Below are 23,453 nucleotides of genomic sequence, written 5' to 3'. Positions count from 1 at the left end.
ATTACTCAGCGCGACACGACGTCCGCGTCGTCGAAGAAATAAGCGATTTCAATCTTCGCATTCTCGAGCGAGTCCGAACCGTGAACGGCGTTGGCATCAATCGACTCGGCGAAATCAGCGCGGATGGTACCCGGCGCCGCGTCCTTCGGATTGGTGGCGCCCATCAGGTCGCGGTGAGCGAGGACGGCGTTCTCGCCTTCCAGAGCCTGGATCATCACCGGGCCGGAGATCATGAACTCGACCAGCGCGTTGAAGAACGGGCGCTCTTTGTGAACAGCGTAGAAGCCTTCGGCATCGGCGCGCGACAGCTGCTTCATGCGGGCAGCCACGATCTTGAGGCCGGCCTTTTCAAAGCGCGAGTAGATTTCACCGATGACGTTCTTGGCAACGGCGTCGGGCTTGATGATCGAAAGGGTGCGCTCCAGCGCCATACGGGTCTGCTCCGGGAAAATAGGTAGGGTGCCCCCCAGGGGGCGATTGCCAGTAGTTTGCGACCAAACGCGTCGAGAATGACGTACTTAGCTCACGAAATCTTGACAGATTCTAGCTCAATCGCAAGGCGTTTGCAGGCCGGATAACGGCCAGGTTTGACCGGGCGCCAGCGCCGGGCGTATTCTCAAACGATCGTTTGATTCGCCCCAGGCCCGCCGGAGGATTTCCTGATGACTGCCTCGCCCTTCGCCTCCCGGGAGCGCACGACCAAAGAGCGCATCCTCGGCGCCGCCGAAACCCTCTTTGCAACCCACGGATTTGCCGGCGCCTCGCTGCGCCAGGTCACCGCGGCTGCCAAGGTGAACCTCGCGGCCGTGAATTACCACTTCGGGTCCAAGGACAAGCTGATCGAGGAAGTGTTCCGCCGTCGCCTCGACGAGCTGAACTCCCGGCGCCTGTCTGCCCTCGCCCGCATCGCCGGCCAGCCGGACACGAAGCTGGAAGACGTGCTGGACGCCTACATCCGCCCCGCCCTTGACCTTTCCCGCACCGATGGCGGCGCGGCCGCCTTCGTGCGCGTACTGGCCCGGGCCTATGCCGAGCACAACGAAACCCTGCGCCGCTTCCTGTCAGACAACTACGGTCACGTACTGCGCCAGTTCGCTACCGAATTTGCCCGCCAGCTCCCCGGGCTGGCCAAGGAAGACATTTACTGGCGCCTGGACATCGTGACCGGCGCCCTGACCTACGCCATGGCTGATTTCGGAATCATCCAGCGCAAGAACGACGTCGCCGAGCGCGACCACCGTGAGCAGGCGGCCGAGCATCTGATCCGCTTTGCCGCCGCCGGCATGCGCCACCCCTCCATTTCATCTTCCACGGCCACTCGCTGACCGCGGACTTCCTCGCCAAGTGTCTGCATCACCGGAGATCACCATGACCGCAACACCGTTACGCATTCGCAAGGCCGCAGTACTCGGCGCCGGCGTCATGGGCGCGCAGATTGCCGCGCACCTGACCAATGCCAACGTGGAAACCGTGCTTTTCGACCTCCCTGCAAAGGAAGGCCCGAAGAGCGGCATCGCGCTGAAGGCCATCGACAACCTCAAGAAGCTGTCGCCGGCTCCGCTGGCCGAGAAAGGCCTGGCCGCCGCGATCATTCCGGCGAACTACGAAGATGACCTCGACCAGCTGAAGGACGTGGACCTCATCATCGAGGCCATTGCCGAACGCATGGACTGGAAGCTGGACCTGTACCGCAAGATCGCCGGCCACGTGTCGCCGACCGCCGTGCTGGCCAGCAATACCTCGGGCCTGTCGATCAACGCGCTGGCCGAAGCGCTGCCGGAAGAAATGCGCCATCGCTTTACCGGCGTGCATTTCTTCAACCCGCCGCGCTACATGCACCTGGTGGAACTGATCCCCACCCGCCTGACCGAGCGCCCGGTGCTCGATGGCCTGGAAGCGTTCCTCACCACCACGCTTGGCAAGGGCGTGGTGTATGCGAAGGACACGCCGAACTTCATCGGCAACCGCATCGGTGTGTTCTCGATCCTGTCGACCATGTACCACACCGAACAATTCGGCCTGGGCTTCGACACCGTAGACGCGCTGACCGGCCCGGCCCTCGGCCGCCCGAAGAGCGCCACGTACCGCACGGCGGACGTCGTGGGCCTGGACACCATGGCGCACGTCATCAAGACGATGGGCGACACGCTGCCCGATGATCCGTGGCACCAGTATTTCAAGGCGCCGGTGTGGCTTTCGGGCCTCATCGAGAAGGGTGCGCTGGGCCAGAAAACCGGCGCAGGCTTCTATCGCAAGGCGGGCAAGGACATCGTCGTTCTTGATCTGGCCACGCAGGACTATCGTCCGTCCGAGCAGAAGGCGTCCGACGAAGTGGCTGCCATCCTGGCCATCCGGGACCCGGCAGAAAAGTTTGCGAAGCTGCGCGCGTCGTCCGATCCGCAGGCTCAGTTCCTCTGGGCCGTCTTCCGCGACCTCTTCCACTACAGCGCCTTCCATCTGGCCGACATCGCTGAAACCGCGCGCGATGTCGACTTCGCCATCCGCTGGGGTTACGGCTGGAAGCTCGGCCCCTTTGAAACCTGGCAGGCCGCTGGCTGGCAGCAGATTGCTGGCTGGATCGCCGAAGACATCGCCGCCGGCAAGACCATGAGCAATGCGCCCCTGCCCGCCTGGGTCACGGACGGTCGCAAGGGTGTGCACGCCGCCGACGGCTCCTGGTCGGCCAGCGCCGCTTCCAACAAGCCGCGCTCCAGCCACCCGGTCTACAAGCGCCAGCTGTTCCCGGACCCGGTCCTGGGTGAAACCTTCAATCAGGGCACCACGGCGTGGGAAAACGAAGGCGTGCGCCTGTGGACGCACGGCGACGACATCGGCGTGATCTCGTTCAAGACCAAGATGAACACGGTCAACGACTTCGTGCTGGACGGCGTGCAGCGCGCCATCGACGAAGCCGAAAAGCAGTTCAAGGGCGTGGTGCTGTGGCAGACGGCCGAGCCGTTCTCTGCCGGTGCCGACCTTAAGGGTGCGCTGGGTCTTCTGCAAAGCGGCAAGCTCGCTCAGTTTGAAGCGATGGTCGCCAACTTCCAGGCCACCAGCATGCGCATCAAGTACTCGCTGGTGCCCGTGGTTGCGGCCATCCGCGGCCTGGCGCTGGGCGGCGGCTGTGAATTCCAGATGCACTCGGCACGCACGGTGGCCGCACTGGAAAGCTACATCGGCCTCGTGGAAGCCGGCGTGGGCCTGCTGCCTGCTGGCGGCGGCCTGAAGGAGTTCGCGGTGCGTGCCGCGAAGGCCAATCCGGAAGACCCGTTCGAATACCTGAAGAAGATCTTTGAAACCATCGCCATGGCCAAGGTCTCGGCCAGTGCGCTGGAAGCAAAGCAGATGGGCCTGCTGCGCGAGGACGACGTGGTCGTGTTCAACGCGTACGAGCTGCTTTACGTCGCCAAACAGCAGGCCGGCGCGCTCGCCGAATCCGGCTACCGTCCGCCGCTGCCCGCGCGTGCCATCCCGGTGGCGGGCGACGTCAGCACGGCCACGTTCAAGGCATCGCTGGCCAACCTGGCGGAAGGCTATTTCGCTTCGCCGCACGACATCGAGATCGCCAGCCGCATCGCCGACACGCTGTCGGGTGGCCGCATTGAGCGTGGTTCGCAGGTGGACGAGGCATGGTTCCTCGCACTTGAGCGCCGCCATTTCGTGGATCTGGCCCAGACCGAAAAGACCCAGGCCCGCATCGCGCACACCATGACGACAGGAAAGCCGCTCCGGAACTGATGCGCATCGCGCATGCCTCCTCCGAACGACTTCCCTTCTGACAGGACATACCCATGAGCAAGCAAGTGCAAGACGCCTACATCGTCGCCGCCACCCGCACCCCGGTTGGCAAGGCGCCCCGCGGCGTATTCCGCAACACCCGTCCGGACGATCTTCTGGCCCACGTCATTCGTGCGGTCATCGAACAGGCACCGGGCATCGACCCGTCGATCATCGCCGACGCCATCATCGGCTGCGCGATGCCCGAGGCCGAGCAAGGCATGAACGTGGCGCGCATCGGCGTGCTGCTGGCCGGCCTGCCGCAGAGCGTGCCCGGCGTCACCGTCAACCGCTTCTGCTCCTCCGGCGTGCAGGCCATCGGCATGGCCGCTGACCGCATCCGCCTGGGCGAAGCAGACCTGATGCTCGCTGGCGGCACCGAAAGCATGAGCATGGTGCCGATGATGGGCCACAAGGTGGCCATGAACCCGGCCATCTTCGAGAACGACGAAAACCGCGCCATCGCCTTCGGCATGGGCATCACGGCCGAGAACGTCGCCAAGCAGTGGAAGATCAGCCGCGAGGATCAGGACCAGTTCGCCCTGCAAAGCCATCAGCGCGCGCTGGCGGCCATCGCCAACGGCGACTTCAAGGACGAAATCACGCCGTTCCAGCTGGATGATCGCTATCCGGACATCCGCAATCACAGCGTTCGCGAAGATCGCCGCATCATCGAGATCGACGAAGGTCCGCGCAAGGACACCAGCATTGACGTGCTGTCCAAGCTACGCCCGGTGTTCCGCAACGGCCAGTTCGGTGGCTCGGTCACGGCAGGCAACTCCTCGCAGATGTCCGACGGCGCAGGTGCCCTGCTGCTGGCCAGCGAGAAGGCCATCAAGGATTACGGCCTGACCCCGCTGGCACGCTTCGTTGGCTTCTCGGTGGCTGGCGTCGCCCCGGAAATCATGGGTATCGGCCCGAAGGAAGCCATTCCCAAGGCACTCAGGCAGACCGGCATCACGCAGGACCAGCTCGACTGGATCGAACTGAATGAAGCCTTCGCCGCCCAGGCCCTGGCAGTGATCCGCGACCTTGGCCTGGACCCGGCCAAGGTCAACCCGCTGGGCGGCGCCATCGCCCTCGGCCACCCGCTGGGCGCCACGGGTGCCATCCGCGCCGCCACGCTGATCCACGGCATGCGCCGTCGCAAGCAGAAGTACGGCATGGTCACCATGTGCATCGGTACCGGCATGGGTGCGGCAGGCGTGTTTGAAGCACTCTGAGTTGCAGTGCTGTTGAAAGCAGAAAGGGAGGCGGTGCAAACCGCCTCCCTTTTTTGTGCCCGCCTTTTCGCAGGCTCAGGCCAGACGGGTGCCGTTGGGTACCGGGCGCTCCGTCGTGGTCACGACCACGCCTTCGTCCGTATGAAACCCCGTCAGCAGAAACTGCGAAAGGAACGGGCCGATCTGCTTCTCCGGGAAATTGATGACGCCCACGATCTGCCGGCCAACGAGATCGTCAGGCTGATAGATGCCCGCAATCTGCGCACTGGTCTTGCGCTCGCCATGCGGGCCGAAATCGACCCACACTTTGTACGCAGGCTTGCGCGCCTCAGGAAACGTCTCGACGCGAACCACCGTTCCGGCCACCAGCGCCACCTTTTCAAAATCCGCCCAGCTGATTTCCTGCGTCATGCCTAACCTTCCAGTCGTCGTTTGAACCAGTCACCCAGCTGCGCACTATAATAGCTGGCTTGCGCCGCGAGATAACCCACCGGCCGATGTGCGGAAACCAGACCAAAGTCCGCATATGCGACGCATCGTTCATCCCCGCCCACTATGGCGTCCGCCAACGCTTCGCCTGCCGCACACGTGGGCGCCACCCCGTGACCGCCGAAGGCCTGTGCATACCAGAGCCCCGGCGCGCGACGCCCAACCTGCGGCATCTCGTGGCGCGCGTAACTCATCAATCCCGACCATGCGTGATCGACGCGCGCATCGGCAAATGCGGGAAATACTTTCGCCATGTCGCGCTTGAGCAAGCGCTGCACTGAGCGGGGCGAGCGATCGCGAATGGAAATTCGTCCGCCCCATAGCAGGCGCGTGTCAGGCAACGGGCGGTAGTAATCAAACGCGAAGCGCGTGTCGTAGATCGCCGCCTGCGTGCGCAGATGCTCTTTCAGGCGATCACCCAGTGGTTCGGTCACCATCACGTAAGTGGCCACAGGCAGCACGGCACGATCCACGCGACGATCCAGCCCGGCCAGATACCCACCCGCCGCCAGGACCACGTTGCGCGCCCGCACTTCGCCGTGTGCCGTGAACACGATCCAGCCCTCGCCATCGCGCGCCAGCCGAACAGCGGGTGAGTGCTCGTGAATCGTGGCGCCCGCGCGCGCCGCAGCCTGAGCAAGGCCGCGCGCATACATCAGCGGATCGATGTGGAACGCGTTCCGTTCATACAGGCCATCGTGGTAGCGCGGACTGTGCACGAACTCGTGCATGGCGCCCGCCGGAATCCATTGCCAGTGCGTGTCGTAGGTTTCGGCAAGCAACTGCTGCCTGCGCCGCAGCACCGCCGGGTCGCGGAACCAGTTGGCCCAGATCACGCCGCCATCCACCACGTCGCATGCAATGTCCAGGCGGGCAATGCGCTCGCGAATCAGGTTGACGGCGGCGACCGTGCGGCCGTAGAGGTCCCGCGCCCTGTCCACACCAACCTTGTCGAGCAACGCCTGCTCGCCCAGCGAGTAACCCGCGAACACGAACCCACCGTTACGACCCGACGCACCGAAGCCGATCTGCTCGGCCTCCAGCAATATGATGTCGCGTTCGCCGCGTGCGAGCAGGCCAAGCGCCGTGTTCAGCCCGGCAAAACCGCCGCCAACGATCACCGTGGAGGCATCCGCGCGCCCGGTCAGCGGCGCGTGACGCGCCGGCTCGGGTGACTTGGCGGCATACCAGGAGTGGTTCAACGGTGCATATCCGGGGCGACGGGCGGACTCATGCTTGTACGTCACCCGCCCGCGCCCGGCAACTGCCGCGCGACATCCTCCGGTGCGCCGCGACACGCCGTTGAGGTATCGTTTACCCATGAGCCTGATGCCCCCCATCGACCTGAAGCGCTGGATCGACGATCACCGCGCCCTGCTGAAGCCCCCTGTCGGCAACAAGTGCATTGTGGACGGCGACTTCATCGTGATGATCGTGGCCGGCCCGAATGCACGCACCGACTATCACTACGATGAAGGTCCGGAGTTCTTCTATCAGATAGAAGGCGAGATGGTCCTCAAGGTGCAGGACGACGGGCAGCCGAAGGACATTCCGATCCGCGCGGGCGAACTGTTCTACCTGCCCGCGCGCGTTCCGCATTCGCCACAACGGATGCCCGACTCCATCGGCCTGGTGATCGAACGCCGCCGCATGGCAGGCGAACGCGACGGCCTGCTGTGGTTCTGCCACGAGTGCAACCATCTTCTGTTCGAAGAATATTTCACGCTCGGCAGCATCGAGACCGACTTTCCGCCTGTGTTCGACCGCTTCTACCGATCAGCCGATGCCCGCACCTGCAAGGAGTGCGGCGCGGTCAGCCCGGTGCCGCCGCGCTACGCATAGCGGTCTGGCGCTGGCGCCACTTGTGCGCCATGCGCTTCAGCGACGCGTCGGTGGATGCGTCGGCAATCAGCTCGTCGATGTTGCGCCACGCCAGATCCAGCGACTCGTGCCCGACCACAAAGGCCTCGTCGTCAGCGTGCACTACATAGCGGACGTCGTAGTGCCAGTGCTCAGGCTCCTGGCCGCGCGCCGGAATGCCGTGGCGATCCACATCGAAGATCGCCTGCTCGACACGGAGCGCGTCAATGCCTGATTCCTCCTGACCCTCGCGCAACGCCACGCGAGGCAGATCCACATCACCGTCAGCGTGGCCACCCAGCTGAAGCCAGCGACCGAGCTTCCGGTGATGCGTCAGCAACACCCGGTTGCCATCGGCACTGACCAGCCACGCAGACGCCGTGAAATGGCCCGCAAGATGTTCTCTGCGAAAAACCTCAACGCCGCTGTCCAGCATCCCGAGAAACAGCGAAACGTCCGGTTCTGCGGGCCAACGGGCAGCATAGTCGGCAAGCGCACAGCGAATATCAGACAACGGTTGCATGATTCCAGGGCACCTCGAGTGGGAAGCATCGCAATTTTCGCATGGAAATTCAGACTAGTCTGATATCCCGACACGACCTCCGCTAACTAGCATCGACTCATGTGCACGAAGCACACCCACTTTCGCAGCGCTGCTGCATACGTAGGGAAACGTCGATGTATCCAACGAAGTATCTGTCTGCCCTTCTTCTGGCCGCTTTGCCCCTGACGGCCACCGCAACGGAACATTCGCTTGCGGATGTGAACTTCACCGGCCCGCTCATCACGCCCAACCCCAATGCCCTGCCGGTGGGCACGCTGAACGTTGAGCCATATCTCATACATACCAAAACCAGCGGTCTGTACGATAACGACGGCAACCGTTTCCATACCGACTCATCCACACGTCAGTGGCAGGTTGCAGTCCCCGTCAGCTATGGCATCACCGAGCGTCTGACGGGCCAGCTCACTCTCAGCGGAGTGCATGCGTATGCCAACCAGAAGCACACCGCCGGCATTCGCATGGGCGATACCAACCTGCGCTTCAGCTATCTGTTGCAGGCGCCCAACGAAGATGGCACGCGCCCTGCGTTTGCCGTTGCCGTGGCGCAACGCCTGCCCACCGGCTCCTATCACCGCCTCGACACCAACCCGCTCAACGGCTCGGGCAGCGGCGCGCATCGCACCACGCTCTCGCTGCTCGGCCAGCAGATCGTGTGGATGCCGAACGGCCGCCCGCTGCGCTGGCGTGCGCAGGTCACCTGGAGTCCGGTGCCTGCACGGGTCAATCTCGTGGGCACCAGCGTGTACGGCACGCACCAGGATTTCCGCGGATCGGTGCGCCCCGGGCACACGTTCGGCGCCACAGTGGCCGCCGAATACAGCGTCGATTCCCGATGGGTACTTGTGATGGAGGCGGCATGGAACCGCGTGGGTCGCTCCACCCTCCACGGCAACGCGCTGGCAGACGGCACGCCCGCCTTCAGCAGCCGTTCGCCGTTCCAGTCGGACTTCAGTCTCGCCCCGGCCGTGGAATACAACATCAGTTCCACCGTCGGCGTCATTGCCGGCGTGCAGTTCAACATAGCCGGCCGCAACACGGCCAGCTACGTCAGTCCGCAGGCCGCCATCAACATGGTTTTCTGATGAGTGAACTCCTGACATTTCGCAACCGCCGCAAGTCATGGTCGGCGGTCTCATCTGCATGCCTGCAGCCCTTGTCCTTGCTCGCATTGCAGCTTGTACCGTCGCGCCCCGCTGGGCTATGGTGCCCTGTCAACGCCTCCGGGCAAGGGCAACCCGGCCGTGGCGTGCGTTACGGTCTGAATAAGAAAAGGCAACACCACCGCTACGGGGGAGTAACATGCTGAAAAACCTATTCGCGACGCATCCCATTGAGGCTGCGCCGCACGTCGATGCTGGCGAACACATCGAGACGGGCGCACATGGTGGCGGCGAACTCAAACGGGTTCTTACCGCGCGGCACCTGATCATGCTGGGTATTGGTGCCGTCATCGGTGCCGGTATTTTCGTCATCACCGGTCAGGCTGCTGCCCTGCATGCTGGCCCGGCGCTTGTCATCAGCTTCATCATCGCGGGCTTCGCCTGCGCACTGGCCGGCCTTTGTTACGCCGAGTTCGCGGCCATGCTCCCGGTCTCGGGCAGCGCCTACTCCTACTCCTACGCCACCCTGGGTGAATTCGTCGCCTGGTTCGTCGGCTGGAACCTCGTGCTGGAGTACCTGTTCGCAGCCGCCACCGTGGCGGCAGGCTGGTCCGGATACTTCAACGAAATGCTCGGCATGGTCGGTCATATGGCAGGCACCAACCTGTCGCTGCCAATGGAACTGGCATCTGCACCGTTCAAGTTCGTGGAAGGCCACATCCAGGCCACCGGCACCATCATCAACCTGCCGGCCGTCGTGATCATCGCGGCGCTCAGCGGCCTTTGCTACGTGGGCATCACCCAGTCGGCCTTCGTCAACTCGATCATCGTGGCCATCAAGGTCACCGTGATCCTGCTGTTCCTGGCGTTCGCCATCCAGATGATCAACCCGGCCAACTGGCACCCGTTCATTCCGCCCAATGAGGGTGAAGGCACGTTCGGCTGGAGCGGCATCTTCCGCGCTGCCACCATCGTCTTCTTCTCTTACGTCGGTTTCGATGCGGTCTCCACGGCCGCCGGCGAAGCGAAGAACCCGCAGCGCGACATGCCGATCGGCATTCTGGGCTCGCTGGCAGTGTGCACGGTGCTCTATATCGCCGTGGCGCTGGTGCTTACCGGCATCGCTCCGTTCCGCATGCTGAATACACCGGAGCCGGTTGCCACCGCGCTGGGTCTGTATCCGCAGCTCTCGTGGCTGAAGGCCATCGTGGTTCTGGGCGCCATCACGGGCCTGAGCTCGGTGATTCTCGTCATGCTGATGGGTCTTCCGCGCATCTTTTTCTCGATGGCAAAAGACGGCCTGCTGCCCGGCGCCATGGGCAAGGTGCATCCGAAGTTCCGCACGCCGCACATCGGCACGGTCCTTGTGGGCGTGGCTGCCGCGGCCATGGCTGGTCTCTTCCCCGTCAGCGTGCTGGGCGAGCTGGTCTCCATGGGTACGCTGCTGGCCTTTGCCACCGTGTGCATCGGCGTGCTGATCCTGCGTTACACCCGCCCGGACCTGAAGCGCAGCTTCCGCGTGCCGTTCGTGTGGCCGATCTGCATCGCTGGCGCCCTGGCCTGCATTTACCTGTTCTGGCAGGCCTTTGAAGAACACTGGCGCCTGATGATGGGCTGGATCGTCATCGGCCAGGCCATCTACTTCGGCTACGGCTACTCGCACAGCAAGCTACGCAAGCGCAGCGCTTAATCCGCAACACGGGAAAGGCCGGCATACGTGCCGGCCTTTTTCGTTCCGCTCCCGCGCTTTGCCGCTATCCTCGTCACGTCCATCACCATCCGGGCTATCCATGCTCCAGCAGTTACTCGCCAAGAAAGCACCCCAGGCTGAACCCGACGACGCGCATGGCCCCGCCCTGCGCCGCACTCTCGGCCCCTGGGGCCTGACCGCGCTTGGCATCGGTGCCGTCATCGGCGGTGGCATCTTCGTCATCACCGGTGTCGCCGCAGCCGACCACGCCGGTCCCGCCATCATCCTGTCGTTCATCCTCGCGGCCATCTGCAGCACGTTCACCGCGCTGTGCTACGCCGAGTTTGCCTCGATGATCCCGGTATCCGGCAGCGCGTATTCCTACGCCTATGCCACCCTCGGCGAGGGAGCGGCCTGGTTCATCGGCTGGAACCTCGTGCTTGAGTACGGCGTGTCGGCGTCGGCCGTGGCTGTGAGCTGGACGGGTTATTTCGTCAGCCTGCTCGATCACGTGGGCATTCACATTCCGCCCGCGCTGACCAATGCGCCGCTGGACTACGTCGATGGCCACCTCGTCACCACGGGCGCCCTGTTCAACCTGCCCGCCGTGGGCATCGTGCTGGCCCTGACCTGGCTGTGCTACGTGGGCATCAAGGAGTCCACCGGCATCAACATGGCCATGGTGCTCCTGAAGGTGGCCCTCATCGTGGTGGTGATCGTCGTTGGTGCGAAGCATATCGACACCTCCAACTGGCACCCGTTCATTCCCGAAAACCAGGGCGGCGACAAGTACGGCTGGCACGGCGTGCTGCGCGGCGCGGCCATGGTCTTCTTCGCCTACATCGGCTTCGAGGCCACCTCCACGGCGGCCCAGGAATCGAAGAACCCGCAGCGCGACATGCCCATCGGTACGCTCGCCTCGCTGGGCATCTGCACCGTGCTCTACATCGCCATGGCGGCGGTCCTCACGGGCCTTACGCCATATGGCGAACTGGGTACGGCAGAGCCGGTCGTCACCGCGATCCGCAGCCATGCGGAGCTTGGCTGGCTGCGCGGCGTGGTGGAAGTAGGTGCGCTGATCGGCCTGTCGTCGGTTGTGCTGGTCATGATCATCGCGCAGCCGCGCATCTTCATGATCATGGGCCGCGACGGTCTGCTGCCCAAGGTGTTCACCACCATCCACCCGAAGTACCGCACCCCGCACATCAACACAGTCATCACCGGCCTCGGCATTGCCCTGCTGGCCGCCGTGTTCCCACTGAACGTGCTGGGCGACCTCACCTCGATGGGCACCCTCATCGCATTCTGCGCGGTGTGTGCCGGCGTGCTGATCCTGCGCAAGACAGCGCCGGACCTCCCGCGCACCTTCCGCGTGCCATGGGCGCCGGTCATCTGCATCGCCGGCATCCTGAGCTGCATCGCCCTGCTGTTCACGATGAGCTGGTACAACTGGACGCTGATGGGCGCATGGACCGTTCTGGGCGTGATCCTGTACATGGGCTACGGCTGGAAGCACAGCCGTTTGCGCAAGGCGTCTTCACAGCCATAAATGGCAGCAGGTATACGATGTAAGTCATTGAACATGAATGACTTACATCGTCTTAACACTGTTCATTTAGCTGCCATTGGCCGGTCACCTTCCGGGAGGAGTATGATCCCGGTTCCGCGGGTTTTACTTGGCAGTGGGCCCCCGGATTGCCGCCCGGCACGTCAGGCGGGTCAGCTCCTCGGCCTGGCGTGCTTGGGCAGCATTTTCTGCTGAAGCGAAGTTGTGACACGAAAAAAAGCCGGCCCTCAAAGCCGGCTTTTCTGTTTTTCCGGTAACGCGGTTCAGCCCTTGGCGGAGTGCGACACGCACCACCCGGCTGCCGCCACCGACTTGCCCGGGAACAGGTCGCACGGACCCCGGCCTGCCGCACCACCGTGATAGAAAGTGCAGTTCGAGCATGCGTCCGTGGGCGCCTTGCGACCCTTGGCCGTCGCAGCGTTGTCGGTGTATTGAAGCGCGGCGGCCGTTGGATCAGCGGGCGTCACCGGAGGCAGATCCGCGGCGAGTGCCGAACGGGGCACCAGGCCCACCACGGCTGCGGCAGCCATTGAGCCGGCGGCCACTTTAAGGAAGCGGCGGCGCCCCTCATTATTCGTATGGTCTTGCGACATCAGACATCCTCCGTCGAATCATGCCCCGCTCCCTGAACAAGCCTGGGCTCCGGGCGCAATCGTACGCCGGTCTTGTACCGCGTCGCGAGAATGGCTCGCATTACGCCCGGACGCTCCCGGGCGTTGCAGGGCAGCATGGTATAGTCACGCAAAGTTTTGGACGTCCAAACCGTTATGTCGAACCCACACCCCCCTGTTGATGCCGCCCTGCTGGCCGAGCGCGCCGACGCCATTGCTGATGCCGCGCGCGAACTGGCCGCTTTCGGCTGGACGCCGGCCACCAGCAGCAACTTCTCCATGCGACTGGACGACGAGCTTGCGGCCATCACCATCTCCGGTCGCGACAAGGGCCGGCTGGGTCGTGACGACATCATGGTCATCGACATGGATGGGCAGCCTGTTGGCACCACGGCCCGCCCGTCGGCGGAAACCGCGCTGCACACCCAGGTCTATCGTCGCTTCCCTGAAGCGCAGGCGGTTTTGCACACGCACTCGCGCACGCAGAGCGTGGCCTCGCGCCTGTTCGCCAGCGAAGGGGTGATCCGCCTGGAAGGCTGGGAATTGCAGAAGGCCATCGCCGGCTACACCACGCACGAAAGCGTGCTGGAAATTCCCGTATTTCCCAACACCCAGCACATGCCCGACCTCGTCGCCCAGGTGGATGCCTGGATCGACAGCGGCAAGCCGCTGTACGCGTACCTCATCAACGGGCACGGCATCTACACCTGGGGTCGCGACATGCCCGAAACCCGCCGTCACCTTGAAGCCCTGGAATTCCTGCTGGGCTGCGAACTCGACCTCCGGAGGCTATCGCCATGAGCCGTCTGCGCATTTACGACGACACCCGTCACGAAGCTCCCATTGCGGTGCATGAAAACCATGCCGATATTTCGGCGGCACTCGCAGGCGTCGGCGTGCGATTTGAGCAGTGGGCGGCGAAGCAGCCCATTCAACCCGGCGCCAGTCAGGACGAAGTGATCGACGCGTATCGCGGCGACATCGAGCGCCTGATGAGCAGCGAAGGCTATCAGTCGGTGGATGTCATCAGCCTGAAGCCGGATCACCCGGATCGCGCCACGCTGCGCCAGAAGTTCCTCAGTGAACACACCCACAGCGAAGACGAAGTGCGCTTCTTCGTTGCCGGTGCCGGCCAGTTCACCCTGCACATCGACGGCCGCGTCTACGAAGTGCTGTGCGAACAGGGCGACCTCATCGGCGTGCCCGATGGCACGCCGCACTGGTTCGACATGAGCGAGTCGCCCTACTTCGTCGCCATCCGCCTTTTCACCAACAAGGATGGCTGGATCGCGCAGTTCACGGGGCAGGACATCGCCGAGCGCTTTCCGCGCATGACCCCGCACACTTCGGCCGTCACCGTATCCTAGGATTGCCGGGTCGTTTATCCTGCGGGTCAGCTCACCCGCAGGCCTTCCCCCATGGCAGAAATCCGCGTCATCCTCACCGATATCGAAGGCACTACCAGTTCCATCGACTTCGTGCACTCCACCCTGTTCCCGTACGCGCGCAAGCGTCTGCCGGCCTTTGTGGAGACCCACGCGGACACGCCCGAGGTCCAGCACTGGCTGCATGAGGCTGCCAAAGAGGCGGGTATCATCGAGGCGTCGCGCCAGGAAATCATCGACCTGCTGGTCAGCTGGATCGACCAGGATCGCAAGTCCACGGCGCTGAAGGCGCTACAGGGCATGATCTGGCAGGAAGGCTACGAGAACAAGGAATACCTCTCGCACGTTTACCCGGAAGTGGCCGCGCGCATGCGCGCATGGCGCGCGGCGGGCCTGCGCATCTACATCTATTCATCCGGGTCCGTGCACGCCCAGAAGCTGCTCTTCGGCTACAGCGAAAGCGGCGACCTGACGCCCCTGCTGGCCGGCTACTTCGACACGCAGACCGGCCCGAAGCGCGAGGTCGAGTCGTACCAGCGCATCGCCGAAGCCATTGGCGAGAGCCCCGAGCACATCCTGTTCCTTTCCGACATCACAGCGGAACTGGATGCGGCCCGTGCGGCCGGCATGCGTACGACCTGGCTCGTCCGCCCGCCGCAGGCCCTGCCTGCCAGCGCCGAACACCCGCCCGTGGCCGACTTCGATGCCATTTCCGTCTGAACGGCGCGGCCCGCGCGTCGCGGGACTGATCCTGGCCTTCGCTGCTGGCGCCCTGGCGGTGCTGGCAGTGGTGCACTGGAACGGTCGTCCCGCTGATACGCAGGCGGCACCCGCTGCGGCAACCGTGGTGAGTACGGCTCCCCAGGCACCTGCCGCCGCCGCATCGTCCGGCACGGACGATACCCAGGACGAAGACACCATCACCGACAACTGGCCAGCCGATGCGCCAACGCCGGAACAGGTGATGACGGCGCAACCGGCGCAGATGCGCAAGGCCATCGCTGCGCTGGCTCCCCGTCAGCCGGGACATCCCAACGTGTATGCCATCGCCTTTGCGGGCGATGGTTCAGAGGATGTGTTCCGCAACGAGGCCGAATACCTCGACCAGATGATGAGCCGGCGTTTCGCCAGCCCGCATCACACGCTGGTGCTGGAGAACAACCCGGCCAGCCTGAGCACCCGGCCGCTTGCCAGCTGGTCGAATCTGGAAGCCGCCGTCGACGGCCTGGCTGGCGTCATGCATCCGGACGAAGACATACTGATGGTTTACGTGGCCACTCACGGCGGCGACGACCACAGCCTGCTGGTCGACATGGACCCGCTGCCCCTCGATCAGCTTGATCCGGATGGCCTCGCCTCGATTCTTGACCGACACGCCTTTCGCTGGAAGGTCGTGGTGGTCAATGCGTGCTATTCGGGTGGGTTCGTGCCGAAGCTGCGTGGTGCGGGCACGCTGGTCATGACCTCGGCGCGAACCGATCGCACGTCCTTCGGCTGCGGCGCCGATTCGGATATCACCTATTTCGGCCACGCGTGGCTGGCCAACGCACTGAATACGACGCCGGATTTTGTGGACGCCTTCGGCAAGGCCCGCACCGAGATCGCGCAGTGGGAAACGCGCGATGCGGTCACGCCGTCTGAGCCCCAGATGGATGAAGGGGCCGGGATCGCCGCGCAGCTGAGCGCGTGGCGCAAGGCCGTTCCTGCCGGAGCCGCCGTGCCGTTTGCGCCGGCGAAGGCGCCGTAACCGCCCAGGGCTCGCTCCCACAACGCAGCGGTTTGTGGGAGCGCGCTTGCTGGCGTGAGGGCGCTGGGGCCCATCAATCAGAAATGCTGAACCGATCCGCATCCATCCACGCGGGAAAGCGCTCGCGGTGCGCCTTCAGCGGCGCCGGGTCCAGCGTCAGCGTAACCACCTGCTCCTGCGGGCCTAGCTCGATCAACGGCTCGCCCACCGGATCAACCACCACGCTGTCGCCCGCATACGGCAGATCGTTGCCATCCGTGCCCACGCGATTGACGCCAATCACATACGACAGGTTTTCAATCGCACGCGCACGCAGCAATGTGCGCCACGGCTGGCGACGCGGGGACGGCCAGTTGGCGACAAAGATGGACAGGTCGTAATCCATGCCGCCAGCCGCCTCTTCCAGACGCCCGTTGCGCAACCACACCGGGAAACGCAGGTCGTAACAAACCTGCGGAAGAATCCGCCAGCCCTTCAGCTCAACGATAAGGCGCTGGTTGCCGCCGCCATAACGCGTATGCTCGCCCGCCATGCGGAACAGGTGACGCTTGTCGTACCACGACAACACGCCATCCGGGCTGGCCCAGATCAGGCGGTTATAGACGGTCTCGCCTTCGCGGATGACCAGGCTGCCGGTGATCGTGGCGCCCACTTCTGCCGCCAGCGCACGCATCCACGCAACGCTTTCGCCATCCATCGTTTCCGCATTGGCACGGGTGTCGTTGGTGAAGCCGGAGAGGAATGTCTCCGGCAGCACGATCAGGTCACTTTTTGCCGCCGAACGCACCAGCGCACCGTAATACTCCCGGTTGCCCGCGGCGTCGTGCCAGCGCGTGGCGCCCTGTACCAGCGATACGGTCAGAGCTTGCATAGCCGCTCCGCTGCCGCTTCCATCGTGGCATCGTTCTTGGCAAAGCACAGGCGAACCAGGCGTGTTTCCGGCGCCGTCTCGTAGAACGGCGTCAGCGGAATGACTGCCACGCCGCCTTCGCGTACGAGGTATTCGCTGAAGTTGATATCGTCGATATCGCGAATGGCCGAATAGTCCACCAGTTGGAAGTAACCGCCCGGCACATCCAGCAGCTTCAGGCGCGAGGGCGCCAGCAACTGGCGGAAGCGATCGCGCTTGGCCTGATAGAAGGCCGGAAGCTCCAGATAGTGTTCCGGGTGCGCTTCGAGGAATTCAGCAAATGCCCACTGCGCCGGATTGAACGTGCAGAAGGTCAGGTACTGGTGCACCTTGCGGAACTCGGCCGTCAGCGCCTTGGGAGCGATGGCGTAACCGACCTTCCAGCCCGTGCAGTGATACGTCTTGCCGAACGAAGACACCACGACACTGCGCGTGGCCAGTTCCGGATGGCGCAGCACGCTCTGGTGCTGTGCGCCGTCAAATACGATGTGCTCGTACACCTCGTCAGACAGCACCACGATAGCGGTGTCGCGGACAATAGCCGCCAGTTCATCCAGGTCAGCGCGCGACAGCACGGCACCGGACGGATTGTGCGGCGAATTGATGAGGATCATCTTCGTCTTCGGCGTGATGGCATCGCGCACGCGCTGCCAGTCGATGCCGAAGTCTGGCAAGGTCAGCGGGATATGCACCGCTTTGGCACCCTGCAGGTCGATGGCCGGCTCGTAGCTGTCGTAGCACGGATCGAAAACGATCACTTCCTCGCCTGCGCGAACCACAGCGGCAATGGCGGCGAACAGCGCTTCGGTGGCACCGGAGGTCACGGTCACTTCAGTGTCCGGGCTGACCTTGTGGCCGTACAGGCGTTCGGTTTTCAGGGCGATCTGCTCGCGCAGCTTCGGAATGCCGATGCCCGGAGCGTACTGATTCTTGCCTTCGGCCATGGCGCGCGTGATCGAATCGCGCAGGGCCTGGGGCGGCTCGAAGTCAGGGAAGCCCTGACCCAGATTCACTGCCTTGTGCTCAAGAGCCAGCTGGCTCATGACGCTGAAAATGGTGGTGCCGACCTTCGGCAGTTTGGTGTCGATCTGCATGTTGCCTTCGCTTATAGACGGCTAAATGGTGCCCCTTGTACGCATGCTAGCACGAGGCATGCGCGGGGGCGCTCAACGCTTGCGACGTGCGGATTCGCAGTCTTTGTGCTGGTCCTGCTGCGCCTGCGGCAGCCTGTCCGCGAGAAAGTCCACAAAGCTGCGAATGGCCGGCAGCAGGCCGCGGCGACTCGGATAAACGAAGTGCAATGTGCCCTGCGCGGTGCCGTAATCGGGCAGCACCCATTCCAGTTCACCCGCGCTGATCAGTGGCGCGCAATAGTCTTCGGGAATCAGGGCCACGCCGCAGCATTGCAGCGCCGCATTCATCAGCACGGCAAAATCGCCACTGACCAGGCGGGGCCGCACTTCCACGGCAGCCTTCTTGCCCTGCGTGTCCACCAGTTCCCACACGTGCGCGCCCTCGTGCTCGTACATCGACAGCGCAGGCAATGACGTCAGGTCTTCCAGCGTCTTCGGACGGCCATGGGTATCGAGGAATTTCGGGCTGGCTACCAGCAGATTGCGCGCGTAGCCAAAACTGCGAAGCACCAGGGTGGCGTCGGTGTCCAGCTTCTCGCGGACGCGGATAGCCACATCAAAGCCTTCGCCGATGAGGTCCACCCGCCGATTGGTGGCCGTGACACGGACCTGCACCTTCGGGTGCTCCAGCAGGAAGGCGGGCAGCATGGGGCCCAGGACGTTCTGGGCCAGCGATACCGGGCAACTGACCCGGACCACGCCACGCGGCTCGGTGCGCAGTTCATCCACCGCGTCCTGCGCTGCACGAGCCTCTTCCAGCACGGCACGGCAGTGGGCATAGAAGCGTTCACCGATCTCGGTGACCACAAATCGGCGGGTGGTGCGCTGAAGCAGGCGCACCCCCAGGCGGTCTTCCAACTGGGCAATCCGCTTGCTCAGGCGTGACTTGGGAATGCCAAGTGCCCGTCCCGCCGCAGAAAACCCGCCGTGTTCAACCACGGAGGCAAAGAAGTACAGATCATTCAGGTCCTGCAACGCGCCTTCCATCCCTGCCCCATCGTTTCCCGTTTGGAACGATCAGTCTACTCCAAGCGGACTAATCGTTGCATTGTCCGACGAGTATCGTTCTCCCATCCCGCCACAGCGGCCGAGCCTCACCGGAGAACCTCATGAAACTTCTGCATATTGATTCCAGCGCACTGGGCGCCCATTCCGTGTCGCGCGGCCTGACGGCTGCGGTCGTTGCGGAGTTCAAGGCGGCCCACCCCCAGATCGACGTGACCTACCGCGACCTCGCTGCCGCACCGCTGACCCACTGGGCCCCGGTCGCCGACGCAGAACATCCGGCCGCGCGTGAATCCACGGCGGTGCTTGAAGAATTCCTCGCCGCCGACGTGATCGTCGTGGGCGCCCCGATGTACAACTTCGGCATCCCCAGCAACCTGAAAGCCTGGATCGACCGCGTCGCCGTCGCTGGCAAGACGTTCCGGTACACCGCCAATGGTGCGGAAGGCCTGGCGGGCGGCAAGCGCGTGATCATCGTTTCCTCGCGTGGCGGCATCTACAGCGCCGGTTCGCAGGGTGCCAGCGTGGACTTCCAGGAGCCGTACCTGCGTGCCGTGCTCGGCTTCCTCGGCATCACGGACATCGAGTTCGTGCGCGCTGAAGGTGTGAACCTGGGCGCCGAACTCAAGGAATCCGCCGTCCAGGGCGCGCTGTCCGGCGTCAATGCCCTGCTGCGCCAGGCCGCATAAACCCACGTGTCCCCAGCACGAAGACACAAGGATCAAGCCGAGGATTGTTTCCCCGGCTTTTTCTTTGGCATGTTCTGCGATTCCTGCGCACCGCCTTCCCCGGGAAGTTTCGGCTTCCCCTTGGAGGGCTTCAGTTGGTCTTCGGCATAGCCGGGCGTGGGTTGCTTGCCTTCGTCTTTCATCGTGTACCTCGTGTGCTCAGGAGCGAACGCGCTGCTGACAGGCGGCATGACCGCACTCGCACTGTCCGCTCATCGTCTGGCTTTCCACCGCCATCCGGCAGGCTTCGCTACAGAATTCCTGCTCGGCCGGTACGCGACAGTTACATGCATCGTGATCGCAGGGCTTGGTTTTCTCGTCCATCGCTTGTCGCCTCGTGACTTGCGCGCGGTGACTTCCGAGGTTGCGCGGCGATGCGTCTATTTTTCGTCATCAGCCCACGCATGCGCCTTCACCAGAAGCCCGCCCAGGCTGCGCACGTCCTGCAGGTTGTGCGCGGCCACGCGCTTGAGGTTGGTGGATGAGCCGCCCCGCAGGTATGTCAGCCACGCACGCGGCGCTTCGGAGCCGGGCAAATCGTCTTCGCGCACCACGCCCAGCAGCTGCCGCTCGGCCGTGGCCATTTTGCAGTTGGGCCAGATGTGCCGGTACCGGCGACGCATGGGGTGAAGCAGGTCAACATGCGCCAGTCCTGACAGCGGGTTGGGTATCCGCGCCAACCGGTAGCGTGTGGCCAGCAGGGGCGCATCGTAGGATTTTCCGTTGTAGCTCACCAGCACGGTGTCCGGTGCAATCCACGTGGAAAACTCTCGAAGCATGGCGCACTCGCCACTCATCGCCGTGATGTAGAGCTGGCGCACGCGCAGCACGCCGTCCAGCCAGTCCGCTGCACCGATCATGAAGGCTCGCGTGCCCGTGCCGCCTGCAAGGCCGGTGGTTTCCGTGTCGAAATGCAGGAAACGGTGACGCTGCGCGTTATCCAGTTTCGCGAACGAGAGATCCAGTACGGCCGGTGCATCCGGCCACGCATAACGCTGTTCGAGGTAACGCAGGCCTGGCGCCAGTTCGTCGCCAGGCACATCGCGCGATTCCCCCGAACGCGCGGGCAACGACAGCCCCAGACGCGCACGCACACCCGCCATGCGACGCAACGCGTCCAGATCGGGACGTGACACCGCGGGCTTGGGCGCCATAGCAGGCACCGGAGCCACACCCCCCGCCTGACGACGCAGGCTGGCAAGCCGCCGGGCAAGATCACTCACGCCATCGCTCCCAAAAGGCGCAGCACGCGCGATGCGAGCATGCGCGGCGTCTCGTCGCGGTGTTCATCGGCGGCAAGCACCGGGCCCACGCATGCGGGGCAGCCCGCCTTGCACTCACACCCCTCCACCGTGGCAAGTGCCAGACGCGTGAGTTCATCGGCACGCTGGAACAGCGGCTCGCTGAGCCCAACACCCCCGGGGAAGTTGTCGTACAGATAGACGGTTGGCAGGAAACGCTCAAGCGCATCAACAACACCCAGACCGCCATCCGGCGCGCGGACCTGACCGCGTCCACTGCTGTCCACATGCGCAGACCACTCACCCTCGCCGCTGCCCACGGCCTTTTGCAGATCGCGCGCTTCAGCCATTACCGCCACCACGGCCGCCGTGTGCAGCGCATACGCGGCACCGAGGAAGCCATCCAGCGCGGCCTGCCGCGATCCGAAGGCTTCATCCAGCGTGGTCTGCGGAAGCTGCCACCAGACCGCCGTGGTGTGCAGCTCCTGATCCGGCAGATTGACCGGCCCGTAACCGATATTTTCATGCGTGTAGTAACGAATTTTCTTGTAGCCGGACACGCGCCGCACCACGTGCACTTCGCCATGTCGCGCGCTGCCCTGCCCGGCGTTGGCACCATCGAAGCATTCCAGCTCCTTGAGTCTGGTGAAGTCAATGGCGTCGGTGTAATAGTCCACCCGGGTGCGTGTGCAATACGCCTTGCGCCCTTCCCAGTCGAGTTTTTCCACCTGATAAGGCACCGACTGGATCATGTGAATCGCACCCTCGTACAGCGTGAGCGCCGCCGCCGAATAATCCACCTCGGCGATGATCGTCTGCCGGCCCTCGGTGCGGTCCACGACCACGAAGTTGCCATCAGCCACCGAGCGCAGGCTCACTGCGTTGGCCGGATAACTGTCTGCGATCCATTCCCAGCGATTGCCCTCCTGATGCAGCACTTCGCTTTCGGCCAGCACTTGCAGATACGGCTCGGCGTCGATGGGGCCAAAGGCGTCGCCGGAAACGAACGGCAACTCAAATGCCGCGCAACGCACGTGATCCAGCAGAATCAGCGGCTGGTCCGGCTGGATGCGGGCATGCTCCGGGCTCGCCTCGGTGAGGAAGGCCGGATGCCGCATCAGGTATTGATCCAGTGGTGCACTGGTGGCCACCAGCACGCCCAGCGACGGCTGCTGGCGCCGCCCGGCGCGACCAAACCTCTGCCAGGTGGCAGCAATGGAGCCGGGATAGCCATTGAGCACCACGGCGTCCAGGCTGCCGATATCCACGCCCAGCTCCAGCGCGGAAGTGGACACGATGCCATCCACGTTGCCGGCACGCATTTCCCGCTCCACCTCACGGCGCTCCGTGGGCAGGTAACCGCCGCGATAGGCACGGATGCGCGCAGGAAGCCGCGTATCGTGATCGAACACGTCCTTGAGGTATTTGGTCAGTACCTCCACCATCAGTCGTGACTGCGCGAAGACCAGCGTTTTCAGCTTCGCCTTGATCGCCACGCGGGCAATGAGGTTGGTCTGCGAGCGTGCCGAGGCGCGCAATCCCAGATCCGGATTGATGACCGGCGGATTCCACAGCAACACATGCTTGTCGCCGCTGGGTGCGCCGCTGTCGGTGATGGTGACGACTTCGTCTTCGATCAGCGCCTGTGCATGCTCGGTGGCATTACCGATAGTGGCCGAGCACAGGATGAACTGCGGACGCACGCCGTAGAACGCGCAGATGCGCTTCAGCCGGCGCAGCACATTGGCCAGATGTGAGCCGAACACGCCGCGATAGGTGTGGATTTCATCAATCACGATGTAGCGCAGGTTTTCGAAAAACTGCGCCCACTTGGTGTGATGCGGAAGAATGGCCTGATGCAGCATGTCCGGATTGCTGACCACCACATCGCCATGCAGGCGAATGGCCTGTCGGGCGTCGCCGGGCGTGTCGCCGTCGAACGTGAATGCCCTGACACCCAGATCACCCGCCCGGTTGATGTCCAGCAACTCGGCCACCTGGTCCTGTGCCAGCGCCTTGGTGGGAAAGAGGTACAGCGCCTTGCCGCCTTTCTCCAGCACCGAGGCCACGACCGGCAGCGTGTAGCACAGCGTCTTGCCCGACGCAGTGGGCGTGGACACCAGCACGTTGCGCCCGGCGCGCGCCGCGTCCCAGGCAAGGCGCTGGTGGCTGTACAGCTGACCGATGCCGCGCGCTTCCAGCGCCCTGGCCAGCCCCTGCGGCACATCGGTCGGGATGGGCTCGAACCGGCCTTCCTTGCCGAAAACGGTAAACGCCGAGCACACCCGGTCTCCGTATTTGTCGGTCAACCGGCTGGCCAGCGTGTGACCATCCACCCGTGTGGCAAGCAGCGAGTCGCCCTCATCGGACTTCAGGGCGGAAAGGTAAGCGGCCATGGGCAAATCATCGGGTGCGGCGGGGA

The 23,453-nt window shown here is 63.9% G+C and carries 22 protein-coding genes and 1 pseudogene; 12 read left to right on the top strand and 11 right to left on the bottom strand.

Annotated elements, in window-relative coordinates:
* Nucleotides 1–5 precede the first annotated feature (5 nt).
* Nucleotides 6–431, bottom strand: a complete 426-nt coding sequence (gene ndk / locus FHW69_RS16010) for a nucleoside-diphosphate kinase (RefSeq protein WP_183424101.1) — start codon at nucleotides 429–431, stop codon at nucleotides 6–8.
* A 231-nt stretch (nucleotides 432–662) separates the two neighbouring features.
* Between ndk and FHW69_RS16005 the strand changes: the two genes are divergently transcribed.
* Genes FHW69_RS16005 through FHW69_RS15995 form a run of 3 tightly spaced genes read left to right on the top strand, consistent with a single transcriptional unit; the run spans nucleotide 663 to nucleotide 5,000 of the window.
* Nucleotides 663–1,325: a TetR/AcrR family transcriptional regulator gene (locus FHW69_RS16005; RefSeq protein ID WP_183424100.1), complete on the top strand. Its 663-nt coding sequence runs from the start codon at nucleotides 663–665 to the stop codon at nucleotides 1,323–1,325.
* A gap of 43 nt (nucleotides 1,326–1,368) precedes the next feature.
* Nucleotides 1,369–3,738, top strand: a complete 2,370-nt coding sequence (locus FHW69_RS16000) for a 3-hydroxyacyl-CoA dehydrogenase/enoyl-CoA hydratase family protein (RefSeq protein WP_183424099.1) — start codon at nucleotides 1,369–1,371, stop codon at nucleotides 3,736–3,738.
* A 53-nt stretch (nucleotides 3,739–3,791) separates the two neighbouring features.
* Nucleotides 3,792–5,000, top strand: coding sequence for an acetyl-CoA C-acyltransferase (locus FHW69_RS15995; protein WP_183424098.1), 1,209 nt, complete (start codon nucleotides 3,792–3,794; stop codon nucleotides 4,998–5,000).
* 75 nt (nucleotides 5,001–5,075) lie between these two features.
* Here FHW69_RS15995 and FHW69_RS15990 read toward each other — a convergent pair whose 3' ends face one another.
* Together FHW69_RS15990 and FHW69_RS15985 are read right to left on the bottom strand one after the other, a co-directional pair.
* On the bottom strand, nucleotides 5,076–5,411 hold the full coding sequence (locus FHW69_RS15990; protein ID WP_183424097.1) for a tRNA-binding protein: 336 nt from the start codon (nucleotides 5,409–5,411) through the stop codon (nucleotides 5,076–5,078).
* A gap of 2 nt (nucleotides 5,412–5,413) precedes the next feature.
* On the bottom strand, nucleotides 5,414–6,811 hold the full coding sequence (locus FHW69_RS15985; RefSeq protein WP_183424096.1) for an FAD-binding oxidoreductase: 1,398 nt from the start codon (nucleotides 6,809–6,811) through the stop codon (nucleotides 5,414–5,416).
* Here FHW69_RS15985 and FHW69_RS15980 point away from each other — a divergent pair.
* Nucleotides 6,810–7,331, top strand: coding sequence for a 3-hydroxyanthranilate 3,4-dioxygenase (locus tag FHW69_RS15980; protein WP_183424095.1), 522 nt, complete (start codon nucleotides 6,810–6,812; stop codon nucleotides 7,329–7,331). The two genes, FHW69_RS15985 and FHW69_RS15980, sit on opposite strands and share 2 nt — an antisense overlap.
* Here FHW69_RS15980 and FHW69_RS15975 read toward each other — a convergent pair.
* The gene (locus FHW69_RS15975) at nucleotides 7,303–7,872 is read right to left on the bottom strand and encodes an NUDIX hydrolase (RefSeq protein WP_255494849.1); all 570 of its coding nucleotides are present in this window, start codon (nucleotides 7,870–7,872) and stop codon (nucleotides 7,303–7,305) included. The two genes, FHW69_RS15980 and FHW69_RS15975, sit on opposite strands and share 29 nt — an antisense overlap.
* 155 nt (nucleotides 7,873–8,027) lie before the next feature.
* Between FHW69_RS15975 and FHW69_RS15970 the strand changes: the two genes are divergently transcribed.
* The 3 genes from FHW69_RS15970 to FHW69_RS15960 all read left to right on the top strand — a co-directional run bounded on the left by FHW69_RS15970 (nucleotide 8,028) and on the right by FHW69_RS15960 (nucleotide 12,253).
* Nucleotides 8,028–8,996, top strand: coding sequence for a transporter (locus tag FHW69_RS15970; protein WP_183424094.1), 969 nt, complete (start codon nucleotides 8,028–8,030; stop codon nucleotides 8,994–8,996).
* A gap of 217 nt (nucleotides 8,997–9,213) precedes the next feature.
* Complete coding sequence (locus tag FHW69_RS15965; RefSeq protein WP_183424093.1) at nucleotides 9,214–10,704, top strand: amino acid permease; 1,491 nt, start codon at nucleotides 9,214–9,216, stop codon at nucleotides 10,702–10,704.
* Between the two features lie 100 nt (nucleotides 10,705–10,804).
* Nucleotides 10,805–12,253: an amino acid permease gene (locus FHW69_RS15960; RefSeq protein ID WP_183424092.1), complete on the top strand. Its 1,449-nt coding sequence runs from the start codon at nucleotides 10,805–10,807 to the stop codon at nucleotides 12,251–12,253.
* Between the two features lie 281 nt (nucleotides 12,254–12,534).
* Here the strand turns inward: FHW69_RS15960 and FHW69_RS15955 are convergent, their stop codons facing one another.
* Nucleotides 12,535–12,864: a high-potential iron-sulfur protein gene (locus tag FHW69_RS15955; protein ID WP_183424091.1), complete on the bottom strand. Its 330-nt coding sequence runs from the start codon at nucleotides 12,862–12,864 to the stop codon at nucleotides 12,535–12,537.
* Between the two features lie 174 nt (nucleotides 12,865–13,038).
* Here FHW69_RS15955 and FHW69_RS15950 point away from each other — a divergent pair, with 174 nt between their 5' ends.
* From FHW69_RS15950 to FHW69_RS15935, 4 genes are read left to right on the top strand one after another with little or no spacing between them, the layout of a single operon-like run.
* The gene (locus FHW69_RS15950) at nucleotides 13,039–13,683 is read left to right on the top strand and encodes a methylthioribulose 1-phosphate dehydratase (RefSeq protein WP_183424090.1); all 645 of its coding nucleotides are present in this window, start codon (nucleotides 13,039–13,041) and stop codon (nucleotides 13,681–13,683) included.
* The gene (locus FHW69_RS15945) at nucleotides 13,680–14,249 is read left to right on the top strand and encodes an acireductone dioxygenase (RefSeq protein WP_183424089.1); all 570 of its coding nucleotides are present in this window, start codon (nucleotides 13,680–13,682) and stop codon (nucleotides 14,247–14,249) included. Before FHW69_RS15950 ends, FHW69_RS15945 begins: the two co-directional genes overlap by 4 nt.
* Nucleotides 14,250–14,300: 51 nt before the next feature.
* Nucleotides 14,301–14,987 carry an acireductone synthase gene (gene mtnC / locus FHW69_RS15940; RefSeq protein ID WP_183424088.1) on the top strand — a complete coding sequence of 229 codons (687 nt, stop codon included), beginning with the start codon at nucleotides 14,301–14,303 and terminating at the stop codon, nucleotides 14,985–14,987.
* Nucleotides 14,971–16,014 carry a C13 family peptidase gene (locus tag FHW69_RS15935; protein WP_183424087.1) on the top strand — a complete coding sequence of 348 codons (1,044 nt, stop codon included), beginning with the start codon at nucleotides 14,971–14,973 and terminating at the stop codon, nucleotides 16,012–16,014. The genes mtnC and FHW69_RS15935 overlap by 17 nt, the downstream gene beginning before the upstream one ends.
* Nucleotides 16,015–16,087: 73 nt before the next feature.
* Here the strand turns inward: FHW69_RS15935 and FHW69_RS15930 are convergent, their stop codons facing one another.
* From FHW69_RS15930 to FHW69_RS15920, 3 genes are all read right to left on the bottom strand, one after another.
* Nucleotides 16,088–16,885 carry an amidohydrolase gene (locus FHW69_RS15930; RefSeq protein WP_183424086.1) on the bottom strand — a complete coding sequence of 266 codons (798 nt, stop codon included), beginning with the start codon at nucleotides 16,883–16,885 and terminating at the stop codon, nucleotides 16,088–16,090.
* Nucleotides 16,873–18,018, bottom strand: a complete 1,146-nt coding sequence (locus tag FHW69_RS15925; RefSeq protein ID WP_183424085.1) for a pyridoxal phosphate-dependent aminotransferase — start codon at nucleotides 18,016–18,018, stop codon at nucleotides 16,873–16,875. Before FHW69_RS15925 ends, FHW69_RS15930 begins: the two co-directional genes overlap by 13 nt.
* A gap of 72 nt (nucleotides 18,019–18,090) precedes the next feature.
* Complete coding sequence (locus FHW69_RS15920) at nucleotides 18,091–19,044, bottom strand: LysR substrate-binding domain-containing protein (protein WP_183424084.1); 954 nt, start codon at nucleotides 19,042–19,044, stop codon at nucleotides 18,091–18,093.
* Between the two features lie 122 nt (nucleotides 19,045–19,166).
* Here FHW69_RS15920 and FHW69_RS15915 point away from each other — a divergent pair, with 122 nt between their 5' ends.
* A complete protein-coding gene (locus FHW69_RS15915) occupies nucleotides 19,167–19,751 on the top strand; it encodes an FMN-dependent NADH-azoreductase (protein WP_183424083.1) in 585 nt (194 codons plus the stop codon).
* 32 nt (nucleotides 19,752–19,783) lie between these two features.
* On the opposite strand, the gene FHW69_RS15910 is transcribed toward FHW69_RS15915, so the two are convergent.
* From FHW69_RS15910 to FHW69_RS15900, 3 genes and pseudogenes are all read right to left on the bottom strand, one after another.
* Nucleotides 19,784–19,933, bottom strand: a complete 150-nt coding sequence (locus FHW69_RS15910; RefSeq protein WP_183424082.1) for a hypothetical protein — start codon at nucleotides 19,931–19,933, stop codon at nucleotides 19,784–19,786.
* Nucleotides 19,934–20,170: 237 nt separating this feature from the next.
* Nucleotides 20,171–21,013 carry a ribonuclease H-like domain-containing protein gene (locus FHW69_RS15905; RefSeq protein WP_343204038.1) on the bottom strand — a complete coding sequence of 281 codons (843 nt, stop codon included), beginning with the start codon at nucleotides 21,011–21,013 and terminating at the stop codon, nucleotides 20,171–20,173.
* An 11-nt stretch (nucleotides 21,014–21,024) separates the two neighbouring features.
* A pseudogene (locus FHW69_RS15900) lies at nucleotides 21,025–23,427 on the bottom strand (DEAD/DEAH box helicase); the annotation flags it as partial.
* Nucleotides 23,428–23,453 lie beyond the last annotated feature (26 nt).

It is taken from the genome of Luteibacter sp. Sphag1AF, assembly GCF_014192715.1.
GTDB lineage: Bacteria > Pseudomonadota > Gammaproteobacteria > Xanthomonadales > Rhodanobacteraceae > Luteibacter.
Note: the sequence above shows the minus strand (reverse complement) of the source record. Positions and strands in the feature narration are given on the sequence as shown.